This is a genomic window from Nocardioides pollutisoli (assembly GCF_040045055.1).
Lineage (GTDB): Bacteria > Actinomycetota > Actinomycetes > Propionibacteriales > Nocardioidaceae > Nocardioides > Nocardioides tweenelious.
Map to the genome: position 1 here is coordinate 2,184,645 of NZ_JBDZDU010000001.1, position 13,352 is coordinate 2,197,996.

Here is a 13,352-nt window from a genome sequence, read left to right on the forward strand (position 1 = left end):
GTCGTTGGGCCGACGTGACCCACGATCTCGACACCACCCCTGCCGGGATCGCCCGGCGCTCCTTCCTCGGCTACGTGATCGGGGGTACGACGCTGGTCGCCGCCGCCGACCTGGCCGTCGGCGCCAGTCCCGCGGTCGCGGTCCCCGGCGTACGCCAGCCCGCCGAGCTCTACGACCTCGAGGACCTCCAGACCGACGCCGCGCTGCCGACCTCGCAGCTCATCACGGTCCGGATCGACGTAGACGGCACCGCCTCCTTCGAGCTGCCCCGGATGGAGGTCGGCCAGGGCATCACCACCTCGACCGCGATCATCCTGGCCGAGGAGCTCGACCTCCCGGTCGAGAAGGTGCGCGTCACCCTGGCGCCGGCCCGGCCGGAGCTCGTGTTCAACCAGCTCACCGGCGGCTCCAACACCACGGTCTCGACGTACACCCCGATCCGCGTCGCCGCCGCCATCGCCCGCGGCGCGCTGCTCGACGCCGCCGCCGTCGAGCTGGGGTACGCCGTGACGCGACTGCGCACCTACGAGGGGGTCGTCGAGGCACCCGACGGTCGCACCCTGACCTACGGCGAGCTGGCGCAGAAGGCGGCCAGTGCGGACACCAAGCAGGTGCAGGTGCAGCTGAAGGACCGGTCCGAGTTCACCCGGATCGGCCAGCCGCGCAACCGTGACGACGCGATCCTCGCCGTGACGGGCCGCAAGAAGTTCGCGATGGACCTCCACGTCCCGGGCGCCCTGCCGACCATGGTCTGCCGGCCGCCGACGCTCAACGGGTCGCCCAAGCGGCTGCGCAACAAGGCGCAGATCCTGGCGATGCCCGGGGTCGAGGACGTCGCGAAGGTCGACACCGGGATCGCCGTACGCGCCCAGACCTTCGGGCAGTGCATCGACGCCATCCGGGCGATGGACGTCGCGTGGGCGCCCGGCAGCGTCGAGGGTGAGTCCGACCAGACGATCCTGGCCCGCCTCAAGGGCGCCGAGCTGCCGATGGCGGTGCCGAAGGTGCCGGTCCTGGCAGACCAGCTCGACGTGCGCTTCGAGTTCATGTTCCGCTCCAGCGCCGCGCTCGAGCCCAACTGCGCGGTGGCCGACGTACGCGCCGACAGCGCCGAGATCTGGGCCGGCCTCAAGGTCCCGATCCTGGCGCAGGAGAACATCGCCCAGGCGCTGGGCATGTCCCCGGACCGGGTGAAGGTCAACGTCATCACCGGCGGCGGCTCCTTCGGGCACAAGCTCTTCAGCGACGCCGCGATCGAGGCGGCGAAGATCTCGCAGGCGATGGGCAAGGCGGTCCGACTGATGTGGCACCGGGCCGACGAGCCCCGCCAGGGACGGCTGCACCCGATGGTCACCTCACGGATCCGCGCCACGACGCTCGCCGGCCAGGTGCTGTCCTTCGAGCAGCGCAACACCAGCGTCGTCACCGACTTCAGCCACGGCCTCGGCGAGATCATCACCTCGATGGCCGACGAGCTGCCGACGGGTCTCGGTGGCCTGGGCTTCAGCGAGACGATCTTCGAGCTCACCCAGGTGCTGCCCTACGACTTCGGCGTGGTCACGCAGCTGCTCAACGAGACCGACGCCCGGTTCAACACCGGGAGCATGCGCAACATCTACTCGCCCGACACCCGGGTGGCCGCCGAGCTCGTCGTCGACATGCTGGCGAAGAGGCTGGGCAAGGACCCCCTCGAGTTCCGGCTGGAGTTCTGCCGCAGCGACCGGGTGCGGGCGGTCCTCGAGAAGGTCGCGGAGGAGGGCGACTGGGGTCGGACGATGCCGCCGGGCACGGCGCAGGGCATCGCCATCCACGAGGAGTACAAGGGCGCGACCGCCTGCCTGGTCGAGATCGACTGCCGACCGGAGACCGTCGGCCGCAAGGTCCGCGACGCGGTCACCGGACCGCGCGTCACCAAGGCCGTCTTCGCCGTCGACGCGGGTCTGGTGATCAACCCCCGCGGGCTCGAGGCGCAGATGATGGGCGGCTTCTCCGACGGGCTGGCGCTGACCCTCACCAGCAGCGTGCACCTGCGCGACGGGCACTTCCTCGAGGCGAGCTGGGACAACTACTTCTACACGCGGCAGTGGAACATCCCGCCCGAGTTCGAGTGCCACATCCTGCCGTCCGACTCCGACCAGCCCGGCGGCGCGGGGGAGGCCGGGGTCGCCGCGTCAGCTGCCTCGGTCGCGTGCGCCTACGCCCGGGCCACGGGCGCCGTACCCACCCGGTTCCCCATCAACCACGGCCGGCTCTCCTTCCCGGTGAAGCCGTTCGTCCCACCCGTCCCGCCGTCGCCCACCAACGGGCTCAAGCTCACCTACTAGGAGACGGACATGCCCCGACAGACCTTCCTGCTCAACGGCAAGCCCGTGACCGTCGACGTCCACGACGACGTCCGCGTCCTCTGGGTGCTGCGCGACCTGCTCGGCGTGACCGGGCCCAAGTACGGCTGCGGCATCAACGTCTGCAAGGCCTGCACGTCCCACATCAACGGCAAGGCCTTCAACCCCTGCTCGGTCCGGGTCGGTGACCTGACGTCCGACGACGAGGTCACCACGATCGAGGGCCTTGCGGATACCGTCGCCGAGGACCTCCACCCGATGCAGCAGGCCTGGCTCGACCGGGACGTCGCGCAGTGCGGCTACTGCCAGCCCGGGCAGATCATGGCTGCGGTGGCCCTGGTGCGGAAGGTACGCCGCGAAGGCCGGTCGGTCACCGAGGCGGACCTGGACACGATCCGCAACATCTGTCGCTGCGGCACCTACAGCCGGATCCGCGAGGCGATCGCGCAGGGCGCCGCCGCGATGTGACAGCTCAGGCCGCGGGCAGTTGCACCCGGAAGGTGCTGCCGCGGCCGAGCTCCGACTCGATCTCGAGCCGGCCGTCGTGTCGCTTGACGATCCGACGCACGATCGCGAGCCCCAGGCCGGTGCCGGGCTGCGCGACGGCGTCGGGGTTCGACGACCGGAAGAACTCGGTGCCGAGCTTGCTCTGGTCCTCCGGAGAGATCCCGATGCCGGTGTCGGAGCAGGTGAGCACGACGTCACGATCGGTGCGCTCCACCCGGATCGTGACGGTGCCGCCCTCGGGGGTGTACTTCACCGCGTTGCTGACCAGGTTGGCGCAGAGCCGGTCGAGCTCGTCGGCGTCGCCCAGGGCGAGGACCGACTCGCCGGTCGCCTCGACCAGCACGGTGATGTCCTTCTGCTGGGCGGCCACGGTGGTCAGGTCGACGACCTCGTCCACGATGCGGTGCAGGTCGACCGGCGCCGCGATGATCGGGTTGTCCGGGTCGCCGACCTTGGAGAGCAGCAGCAGGTCGTCGATGACGCGGACCATGCGCCGAGCCCCGCGGTCCATCGCGCCCAGCGAGCTCAGGGTCATGCCGGAGAAATCGGGTGACGACTCGAGCATCTCGAGGTGGCCCATCACCGAGGTGAGCGGGTTCTTGAGCTCGTGGGCGACGGTCGCGATCAGCTGGCTCTTGTAGTTGTCGAGCTCGCGGAGCTCCCCGACGAGCTGGTGCTCGCGCTCGAAGATACGAGCGTTGAGGATCGCTCGACCGATGTCGTGGCCGATGTCGAGCGCGGTCGTCGCCTCCGCCTCGCTCCACTCGGGATCCCCGGGCGCGCGGGTGAGCGCCAGGTAGCCCAGGCACTCGGGTCCGGCGCCGAGCGGCGCGAAGAGCAGCGAGCCGACGCCGATGCTCGCGAGGTAGTCGAGGATCTGGGCGCCCTCGGCCTCGGTCACCGACGAGAAGGGCTCGTCGGGTGCGATGACCACTGCCTGCTGGGCCGACCAGTGCACGGCAGCGGCCCGACCGGCGATCTCGACGAGCATGTCGGGTACGGCGATCTGGTGCCCGTCGGGCGAGACGATCGCACCGCTCGGGGACGCGCCGTCGCGGTCGAAGGTCTGCAGCCACATGCCGATCGCCCGGAAACCCTCGATGAGTGCGTCGCGGCTGTCGGCGACGATCCGCTCCAGGCTCAGCTGGGCGGTCGCCTGGCGCACGATGCGGCCGGCGGCCTCGGCCATCCGGACCCGCTCGGCCAGCGCTTCGCGCTCGAGCGTCGTCACGACCTCGCGACCCGCCTGCTCGGCGTAGCGGTTCAGGACCGCGCGTTGCGCCTCGCCGGGCCGGCGGCCGTCGGTGGGCAGGTCGATCGCCAGCGTGCCGCGAAGGACGCCCTGGTCGTCGTACAGGGGCGCGATGAGCATGTCGAGGGGATGCCACGCGTCCGCGGTGTCGTCGATCGGCTCGATGTCGGGGACCCACCCCCAGGTCTCGCCGGCATCGGGGTCGAGCCGCTCGTGGGGGACGAACCGGAGCAGCCCCCAGTCGTCGGCCTTGTCCAGCTCGTTGAGGAGCCGGTCGACCGGGGTGCGCCTGCCCTCGAGCTGCGCGCGCGCAGCGTCGCTGCCTGCGACGGCCATCACCTCGAGCTTGCCGTCGGCACCGACCGCGCTGATCGCCGCGATGCCGAATCCCGCCATCTGCGTGATGCCTTCGGCGATCAGCTGCAGGGGTGCGCGCGTCGCAGCCTCGGACGAACGTCGTCGCTGGTCGCGGGGGGTCTCCCCAGGCATGGTTCCTCGGTTCTCTGCGTGCTCAGGCTCATGCTACGGGTGTTGCTCCCTCAACGACCGCCAACCCCTGCCGATACGGTCGCGAATGGGCGAGGTCCGCACGCCCATCTAGACTCGGGTCGTGCCCTTCGAATCCAGCCCCCGCAAGGGTGGCGACGGCAGGCTGACCGCAGCGCTCGACCCGCACGACCAGGGACCGCAGGACGCCTGCGGCGTCTTCGGGGTCTGGGCCCCGGGCGAGGACGTCGCCAAGCTGACCTACTTCGGGCTCTACGCGCTGCAGCACCGCGGTCAGGAGTCCGCCGGCATCGCCGTGAGCAACGGCCGCCAGATCCTGGTCTACAAGGACATGGGCCTCGTCTCCCAGGTCTTCGACGAGACGACGCTCGCGTCGCTCAACGGCCACCTCGCGATCGGCCACAGCCGCTACTCGACCACCGGTGCGAGCACCTGGCAGAACGCCCAGCCGACGTTCCGCCCGACCGCCGACGGGTCGATCGCCCTCGGCCACAACGGCAACCTGATCAACACCGCCGAGCTCGCCCAGATGGTCGTCGACCTGCCCGGTCCCGACGACGAGCTCGAGCTGCACACCCGCCCGCAGGAGACCTCGACCAACGACACCGGCCTGGTCACCGCCCTGCTCGCACACCACCCGGACACCTCGCTCGAGCAGCGGGCGCTCGAGGTGCTGCCGCTCCTGCAGGGCGCCTTCTGCTTCGTGTGGATGAACGAGAACACCCTGTACGCCGCCCGCGACCCGCAGGGCATCCGCCCGCTCGTGCTCGGCCGCCTCGACCGCGGCTGGGTGGTCGCGTCCGAGGACGCCGCCCTCGCCACGATCGGCGCGAGCGTCGTCCGCGAGGTCGAGCCCGGCGAGATGATCGTGATCGACGAGAACGGCCTGCGCTCCCACCGGTTCGCCGAGGCGAAGCCCAAGGGCTGCGTGTTCGAGTACGTCTACCTCGCCCGCCCCGACGCGACGATCAGCAGCCGCAGCGTCCACGAGTCCCGCGTCGAGATGGGTCGTCAGCTCGCCCGCGAGTTCCCGGTCGACGCCGACCTGGTCATCCCGGTCCCCGAGTCCGGCACCCCGGCGGCCGCCGGCTACGCCGAGGAGAGCGGGATCCCCTTCGGTCAGGGCTTCGTCAAGAACGCCTACGTCGGCCGCACGTTCATCCAGCCCAGCCAGACCCTGCGCCAGCTCGGCATCCGGCTCAAGCTCAACGCGCTCGACCACATGATCCGCGGCAAGCGGATCGTCGTCGTCGACGACTCGATCGTCCGGGGCAACACCCAGCGGGCCCAGGTGCGGATGCTCCGCGAGGCCGGTGCGCTCGAGGTGCACGTCCGGATCTCCAGCCCGCCGGTGAAGTGGCCGTGCTTCTACGGCATCGACTTCGCGACTCGCGCGGAGCTGATCGCCAACGGGCTCACCCCCGAGGAGATCGCGGCCAGCGTCGGCGCCGACACGCTGGGCTACATCTCCCTCGACGGGATGATCGACGCGACCAAGCAGAGCCGCGAGACGCTCTGCACCGCCTGCTTCACCGGTGAGTACCCGATCGCGCTGCCCGACGAGAGCCTGCTCGGCAAGCACCTGCTGGAGTCCTCGATCCAGGCGCCGACGTACGGCAAGGCGCTCCCCGTCCTGAACAACCCCTGATCTGATCGAACCCGCCCAGGAGCTGTCGTGACCGAGTCCAACGCGTACGCCGAGGCCGGCGTCAACATCCAGGCCGCCGACACGGCGATCGAGCTGATGAAGGGCTGGATCGAGAAGTCGCGACGCCCCGAGGTGATCGGGGGTCTCGGCGGCTTTGCGGGCCTCTTCGACGCCTCGGCGCTGACCCGCTACACGCGACCGCTGCTCGCGACCTCGACCGACGGCGTCGGGACCAAGGTCGCGATCGCCCAGGCCATGGACATCCACGACACGATCGGCCACGACCTCGTCGGCATGGTCGTCGACGACCTGGTCGTCTGCGGAGCCGAGCCGCTCTTCATGACCGACTACATCGCCACCGGGCGGGTCGAGCCGGAGAAGATCGCCGCCATCGTCAAGGGCATCGCCGAGGGCTGCGTGCTCGCCGGCTGCGCGCTCATCGGCGGCGAGACGGCCGAGCACCCGGGGCTGCTCGCTCCCGACGAGTACGACGTCGCCGGCGCGACGACCGGCGTGGTCGAGGCCGACAGGCTGCTCGGCCCCGGTCGGGTCCGCCCCGGTGACGTGGTCATCGCGATGGAGGCCTCGGGCCTGCACTCCAACGGCTACTCCCTGGTGCGCCACGTCCTGCTCGCCAAGGCCGGCATGTCGCTGGAGGCCCACGTCGACGAGCTCGGCCGCACCCTCGGCGAGGAGCTGCTCGAGCCGACCCGGATCTACGCGAAGGCCTGTCTCGACCTCGCCGACCGGACCCGCACCCACGCGATGTCCCACGTCACCGGCGGCGGCCTCGCGGCCAACCTCGAGCGGGTCCTGCCCGTCGAGCTCGCGGTGACGATCGACCGCACCACGTGGACCCCGCAGCCGATCTTCGACCTCGTACGCCGCGTGGGCGACGTGCCCCAGCCCGACCTCGAGATGACGCTGAACTGCGGAGTCGGCATGGTCGCCCTCACCGACCCCGAGGACGTCGACACCGCGATCGGGGTCCTCGCACAGCACGGCGTCCGCGCCTGGGTCGCCGGTGAGGTGACTCCCGCGACCGACCGCGGCGGTGCTGTCGAGCTGGTCGGCCAGCACGCCGGCTGGTGACTTTCCGCCGATTCCGTCCGAATCGCGTGAACCGATGTGCGGGAACAGCCGCCCAGCAGGTAGCGTTGGGGTCACGAGAACTCTTTGAGACCAGCCCGGGTGCCACTGTGCCCCGGCCGAGCGTGCGAGGGGGCTGACCCTATGGGGCGCGGCCGAGCGAAAGCCAAGCAGACGAAGGTCGCTCGCGACCTGAAGTACCAGACTCACGAGACGGACTTCGGTGCACTCGCCAGTGAGCTGCACGGCTCCAAGGGCGAGGACGAGGTCCCGCCCGAAGAGCTCGAGAAGTGGTCGGACTACTCCGACTCCCGTCGAGACTGACGCACCCCCTCCGCAGCTGACGCAGGTTTCCCCGGTCACCCGGGGAAACCCGCCGCGTCATCTCACCCCTGCGGCAGCCACACCCCGCGGAGGCGACCGACCTCCCGCATCCGCCGTTCGGCGAGCCGGTCGGCGGCGATCGCGGGCGGTACGCCGTCCGACGCAGCGAGCTCCAGCACGCGGAGCGTGGTGTCGAAGATGCCCGATGCGCGTTGCTGCGCGCGCTCGAAGGAGAAGCCCTCGAGCTCGTCGGCCACCTGGATCAGGCCGCCGGCGTTGACGCAGTAGTCGGGCGCGTAGAGGATGCCGCGCTCCTCGAGCACCTTCTCGATGCCGGGGTGCGCGAGCTGGTTGTTGGCGGCGCCGCAGACGATCCGCGCCGAGAGCACCTCGACGACCTCGTCGGTGAGCGCGCCACCGAGCGCGCACGGCGCGTAGACGTCGAGCGGCGACGCGACCAGCTCTGCCTCGGACGCCACGACCCGGACACCCGGGTGCGCGTCCAGCACCCGCGCGACCGCGGGCTCGTAGACGTCGGTCACCACCACCGAGGCGCCGTCCGCGACCAGGTGACGCACCAGGTGGGCGCCGACCTTGCCGACCCCGGCCACCCCCACGGTGCGACCCTCGAGCGAGGTGGAGCCCCAGGCGACGGACGCCGCGGCCCGCATGCCCTGGAAGACGCCGTACGCCGTGAGCACCGAGCTGTCGCCGGCGCCGCCGTGCGCGACCGTGCGGCCGGTGACGAACGAGCACTCGCGGGCGATGTCGTCCATGTCGGCGGAGAAGGTGCCGACGTCGCAGGCGGTGTAGTAGCGACCGCCCAGCGACTGCACGTGGCGTCCGTAGGCACGCAGCAGCGGCTCCGACTTCAGCGACGCCGGGTCGCCGATGATCACGGCCTTGCCGCCGCCGAGGTCGAGGCCGGCGAGGGCGGCCTTGTAGGACATGCCGCGGGAGAGGTTGAGCACGTCGCGCACGGCGTCGGCGGTCGAGGCGTAGGGGTGGAAGCGGGTCCCACCGAGGGCCGGGCCGAGGGCCGTGGAGTGGATCGCGATGATCGCGCGCAGTCCGGTGGCCGGGTCGTTCGCGAAGACGACCTGCTCGTGCTCGGAACCGAGATCGAATACGTCGGACATGGATGGTCCTGCTTTCTGCGGGTCTGCCACGGGGTGGTGTGGCGTCTGACGGGGCCGGGCACGCAGGGATGGCGCGTGTCCTAACTCACACGGTAGTAGGCCGCATCAGCACGAGCTCACCGTGGGTGCCGTAGCCGGGCAGCGGCCCGCCGTACGGCCGCCCGTTGAAGCCGACCAGCAGCCAGGAGTCGCCGTCCGGCAGGAGCGTCGGCCACGGGATGTTGGTGGGGTACGGCGCATCGAGGGCGCCGATCTGCCGCATCTCGAGGTCGAAGACGGGATAGCTCGCGGCCCGCTTGTCGCTGGCGAGCACCCGCCAGGCGCCGTCGAGGCGGGCCAGCGTGGTGCCCTCGCACTGCGTCAGCCGGCGCGCAGCGCCCCGGAGGGTCAGGTCGTCGAGCGTCGGGCCGCCCGCGAGCGCCGGGTGGAAGCGGAAGAACTTCGTCGCGCTCACGAAGCCGACCAGCCACCCGTCGTCGGTCCGCACCAGGTGCGGGTCCCACACCCCGACGGAGCGCAGCCCGTCGGTCGGGAGCGGCAGCGGGCGGGTCTCGAGCAGGTGCACGCCGCTCAGCAGGTCGGCGTCGGTGCGCGCCAGGGTCACGCCGATCCGGGGTCGCTTCCGCTCGAAGTCCCCCCACGTGCTCGTCGCCACCAGCCAGTCGTCGCCGTCCCGGAGCACGTGGGTCGCGTGGTCGCCGTACCGTCCGGGCCGGTCCGGCCGCAGGAAGAAGAGGTCGGAGAGGTGGGTCAGCCCGAGCGTCGTCGGGTCCAGCTCCCACAACGAGGTGTGCGCGGTGTCGAAGAACCCCGGCCCGGCACTGGTCGCCGAGAGGATGACGCGGCCGCCGGGGACGCCGTCGACGGCGCGTACGTCGCGCAGGCCGAGCTGGCCGAACCGGCCCGCGACCGGGGCGTCGACCGACAGCGCCGCGAGCCACGCCTCGTCGTGGGGGTCGAGACGGTCGCGCAGGTCCACCCGGCCGCGAGCGGTCCAGACCCCGTCGCTCCTCGTGAGCACCGTCAGGTGCACGCCGGTCAGGGTCAGGCCGATCTCGTCGACGGCGACGTCCGCCCGCCCGAAGCGCCGCGACCGGTGCAGCGTGGTCCGGCCCCCCGACGTCACCTCGAGCCAGGCGGCGTCGCCGTCCCAGCGACCCACCAACCGGTCGGTCCCCGAGGTGAGCGTCAGCGATCCCGGCGTCGCCGGTCCCGTCGCCGCGACGTACGGCGCGACGTACGGTCCGGCATCCGGGACGACCAGGTCGACCGGTCGTCGGCGGCCGACGACCTCGAAGCGGGGGAGCACTACTCGCGCCCGGCGGTGGCCTGCTGGAGGGCCGCGACCGCGACGTCGACCTCGCGGACCAGGTCGTCGAGCAGGGGAGCGGTGCCGTCGGTGCGGCCGGCGATCCCGAGCGCCTCCAACCGCGCCGAGGCGGCCGCGACCCGCGGCAGTCCCAGGTTGAGGGCGCTGCCCTTGAGCTGGTGGGCCGAGGTGAGCAGGTCGTTGGCGCTGCCCTCGTCGATCGCCTCGCGGATCGCGGCGATCTGGCTGCCGACGCGACCCATGAACGACGCGGCGGTCCGCTGGAAGAACGACGTGCCGTCCTTGACAAGCCCGTCGAGCATCCGGATCCGGTCGGGGTCGAGCACGCCGTCGTGCTCGGTGGGTGCCTCAGGCGGGGGAGTCGGGGCGGCCGGTGCAGCCGAGGCGGGCACGTGCGCCCACTCCCGCACGGCCGCCTCGAGCTCGGCGGCGTCCACGGGCTTGGTGAGGTAGTCGTCCATCCCGGCCGCGAGGCAGCGCTCCCGCTCGCCCTCGAGCGCCGACGCCGTCATCGCGATGATCGGGACGTGCGTGCCGGGCGGCTCCTGCTGGCGCACCTGCCGGGTCGCGTCGAACCCGTCGAGCCGCGGCATCCGGCAGTCCATGAGCACCACGTCGTAGCCGTGCGCCCCGGTGAGCCGCTCGACCGCCTCGATGCCGTCGACGACCACGTCGGCGGTGCAGCCGAGACTCTCGAGGAGCCCGGTCGCGACGATCTGGTTGACCGGGTTGTCCTCGACGACGAGCACTCGCACGTCCAGGCCCTCACCCCCCGGTGTCGGCGCGCCCCTCGGGTCGGGGGTCGGGGGACTGAGCAGCCCGAGCAGGGCGTTGTGGAGCTCCGCCTCGCGCACCGGCTTGCTCAGCGTGGCGTGGATGCCGGCGTTGGCGATCAGCTGGCGCGAGATCGTCTGGTCCGAGCTGAGCAGGAGCATCTCGGTGCCGGCCAGCGCCGGGTCGGCGCGCACCTGGCGGGCGAGCTCCAGCCCGTCGACTCCGGGCATCACCAGGTCGAGGAGCACCACGTCGAACGGCTGCCGCGAGCGCACGGCCTCGCGCAGGGTGGCCAGGGCCTCGGGGGCCGAGCCGACCGAGACCGGTCGCACCTGCCAGGCCGCGAGCTGGGCCTCGACGACGTAGCGGTTGGTGGCGTTGTCGTCGACCACCAGGACCCGGCGCCCGCGCAGGACCTGGGGAGCGTCGAACGAGCGCGTGGCCGCACCGGCGACCCGGCCCAGCTGCGCGGTGAAGGAGAAGGTGCTGCCGACGCCGGTCTCGCTGGTCACCCAGAGGTCGCCGTTCATCGCGTCGACGAGCTGCCGCGAGATCGCCAGACCGAGGCCGGTGCCGCCGTGGCGGCGGGTGGTCGACGGGTCGGCCTGCGTGAAGGCCTCGAAGAGTCGGTCCCGCTCCTCGGGGTCGATGCCGACGCCGGTGTCGGTCACGTCCACCCGGAGCACGACGTCGTGAGGGGTCTGTCGCTCGACCCGGGCCTCGATGACCACCTCGCCGTGGTCGGTGAACTTCACGGCGTTCGAGCCGAGGTTGGTGACGATCTGGCCGAAGCGCACCGGGTCGCCACGCAGCTGCACGGGCACGTCGGGCTGGCAGGCGACCACGAGCTCCAGACCCTTGTCGTGGGCCGGCCCGCTGAGCACCGAGGCGACCTGGTCGAAGACCGCGCGGACGTCGAAGTCAGCCGACTCGAGCTCGAGCTTGCCGGCCTCGATCTTCGACAGGTCGAGGATGTCGTTGATGATCCCGAGCAGGGTCATCCCGGCGCCCTGCAGGTTCTCGGTGAGCCGGCGCTGGTGCTCGTCGAGCTGGGTGCGCTGGAGCAGGTCGGTCAGGCCGATGACGCCGTTCATCGGGGTCCGGATCTCGTGCGACATCGTCGCCAGGAACTCCGACTTGAGCCGCGACGCCTCCATCGCGTCGTCGCGCGCCTCGGCCAGCTGCGCCGCGCTGCGCTCGCGATCGCCGACCACCGAGAGCTGGTTGGCGATCTGGTCCATCAGCCAGTAGGAGTTGTCGTCCGGCGGGATCTCGTCGGCGAGCAGCTCGATCACGCAGGTGACGGCACCGTCCACCAGCACGGGCAGGGCGACCAGGCTGTGGGTCTCGGCCCGACGCGACGGCCGGCCGACCACCACCTCGGCGGCCACCCGGGCTCGCGCGGCGAGATCCGGGTCCGGGTCGGCGAGCGCCGTACCCCCCAGGTCGAGCTCCTCGACCTGGTCGTGGTCGACGTAGAGGTAGGCGCACACGGCGTTCCAGGAGGTGTGCTCGGGGACCCCCATCCCGGCGATCTGCACGGCCTCGCGGAGGGAGGTGGCGCGGTTGGCGGCCATCGCCATCTGCTGCAGCAGTGCGAGCCGACGCGTCGCCTCGGCGGCGATGTCGTCGGCGGTGACCAGGTCCGTGATGTCCTGGACGGTGCCGCTCATCCGGACCGCCGTGCCGTCCGGCGCCCGGTCGACCACGCCGCGCCCGCGCACCCAGCGCAGCGAGCCGTCCGGCCGGACCACCCGGTGGTCGAAGGAGTACTCGTCGACGTCCGCGCTCGCAGACGCCTCGGCACGGTGCCGGTCGTCGGGGTGGATCATCTCGATGTACGACGCGTAGGTCACCGGGGTGCCCAGCTCGACGCCGAAGATCCGGTAGAGCTCGTCGGACCACTCGATCCGGTCCGAGGCGACGTCCCAGGCCCAGCTGCCGATGTGGGCGATCCGCTGCGCTGCGGCGAGCTGGTGCTCGCGCTCGAGGAGCGTCTCCACCAGCTGCTTGCGGTCGGTGTACGACGTCACGCGGTGCAGCCAGCCCAGCCGGTTCCCGTCGTCGTCGAGCACCGGGGCGTAGCTCACCAGGGCCCACGCGGGCGGGCCGTCGGGTCGCGAGAAGCGGGTCTCGACGTTGTCCTCGCCCTCCGAGCCGGCAGCCAGCCGGGCGAGGTGGGCGCGGAACTGAGCGGCGCCCTGCTCGTCGAGGAGGTCGATGACGGGCAGACCCTGCATCTCGTCGAGGGTGCGGCCCACGATCTGGGCCATCCGCTCGTTCGCGAAGGTCGTGACGCCGTCGTCGTCGAACATCCAGAGACCGTCGGGGACCGATGCGAAGAGGCGCCTGACGAGGTCAGGATCGACGGCAGCACGCTCCTCCCCCGGGGTCATGCCCTCGATCATGCCTCGCGGGACCGGCCGGACGGAATGATGGC

General features: G+C 71.6%; 9 protein-coding genes. 5 read left to right on the forward strand and 4 right to left on the reverse strand.

The window, feature by feature from the left end; genetic code table 11:
• The first annotated feature begins 14 nt into the window (after window positions 1-14).
• Entirely contained in the window at window positions 15-2,324 is a 2,310-nt protein-coding gene (locus tag ABLE68_RS10610) for a molybdopterin cofactor-binding domain-containing protein (RefSeq protein ID WP_348871290.1), read from the forward strand.
• A 9-nt stretch (window positions 2,325-2,333) separates the two neighbouring features.
• Window positions 2,334-2,810 carry a (2Fe-2S)-binding protein gene (locus tag ABLE68_RS10615; RefSeq protein WP_348871291.1) on the forward strand — a complete coding sequence of 159 codons (477 nt, stop codon included), beginning with the start codon at window positions 2,334-2,336 and terminating at the stop codon, window positions 2,808-2,810.
• Window positions 2,811-2,814: 4 nt separating this feature from the next.
• Here the strand turns inward: ABLE68_RS10615 and ABLE68_RS10620 are convergent, their stop codons facing one another.
• Window positions 2,815-4,590: a sensor histidine kinase gene (locus tag ABLE68_RS10620; protein ID WP_348871292.1), complete on the reverse strand. Its 1,776-nt coding sequence runs from the start codon at window positions 4,588-4,590 to the stop codon at window positions 2,815-2,817.
• A gap of 121 nt (window positions 4,591-4,711) precedes the next feature.
• On the opposite strand from ABLE68_RS10620, the gene purF reads away from it, so the two are divergent.
• The 3 genes from purF (at window position 4,712) to ABLE68_RS10635 (ending at window position 7,669) form a co-directional block, all read left to right on the forward strand.
• The gene (gene purF / locus ABLE68_RS10625) at window positions 4,712-6,256 is read left to right on the forward strand and encodes an amidophosphoribosyltransferase (RefSeq protein ID WP_348871293.1); all 1,545 of its coding nucleotides are present in this window, start codon (window positions 4,712-4,714) and stop codon (window positions 6,254-6,256) included.
• 27 nt (window positions 6,257-6,283) lie between these two features.
• A complete protein-coding gene (gene purM / locus ABLE68_RS10630; RefSeq protein WP_348871294.1) occupies window positions 6,284-7,348 on the forward strand; it encodes a phosphoribosylformylglycinamidine cyclo-ligase in 1,065 nt (354 codons plus the stop codon).
• A gap of 141 nt (window positions 7,349-7,489) precedes the next feature.
• Window positions 7,490-7,669 carry a DUF3073 domain-containing protein gene (locus ABLE68_RS10635; protein WP_348871295.1) on the forward strand — a complete coding sequence of 60 codons (180 nt, stop codon included), beginning with the start codon at window positions 7,490-7,492 and terminating at the stop codon, window positions 7,667-7,669.
• A gap of 62 nt (window positions 7,670-7,731) precedes the next feature.
• Here the strand turns inward: ABLE68_RS10635 and ABLE68_RS10640 are convergent, their stop codons facing one another.
• From ABLE68_RS10640 to ABLE68_RS10650, 3 genes are all read right to left on the reverse strand, one after another.
• On the reverse strand, window positions 7,732-8,808 hold the full coding sequence (locus ABLE68_RS10640; RefSeq protein ID WP_348871296.1) for a Glu/Leu/Phe/Val family dehydrogenase: 1,077 nt from the start codon (window positions 8,806-8,808) through the stop codon (window positions 7,732-7,734).
• 85 nt (window positions 8,809-8,893) lie between these two features.
• Window positions 8,894-10,117 carry a hypothetical protein gene (locus ABLE68_RS10645; protein ID WP_348871297.1) on the reverse strand — a complete coding sequence of 408 codons (1,224 nt, stop codon included), beginning with the start codon at window positions 10,115-10,117 and terminating at the stop codon, window positions 8,894-8,896.
• On the reverse strand, window positions 10,117-13,308 hold the full coding sequence (locus tag ABLE68_RS10650; RefSeq protein ID WP_348871298.1) for a response regulator: 3,192 nt from the start codon (window positions 13,306-13,308) through the stop codon (window positions 10,117-10,119). Before ABLE68_RS10650 ends, ABLE68_RS10645 begins: the two co-directional genes overlap by 1 nt.
• Between the last annotated feature and the right edge of the window lie 44 nt (window positions 13,309-13,352).

Coding starts and splice junctions, on each gene's coding strand:
- ABLE68_RS10635 (WP_348871295.1), top strand. CDS start 7,490: ATGGGGCGCGGCCGAGCGAAAGCCAAGCAGACGAAGGTCGCTCGCGAC.
- ABLE68_RS10620 (WP_348871292.1), bottom strand. CDS start 4,590: ATGCCTGGGGAGACCCCCCGCGACCAGCGACGACGTTCGTCCGAGGCT.
- ABLE68_RS10615 (WP_348871291.1), top strand. CDS start 2,334: ATGCCCCGACAGACCTTCCTGCTCAACGGCAAGCCCGTGACCGTCGAC.
- ABLE68_RS10650 (WP_348871298.1), bottom strand. CDS start 13,308: ATGACCCCGGGGGAGGAGCGTGCTGCCGTCGATCCTGACCTCGTCAGG.
- ABLE68_RS10640 (WP_348871296.1), bottom strand. CDS start 8,808: ATGTCCGACGTATTCGATCTCGGTTCCGAGCACGAGCAGGTCGTCTTC.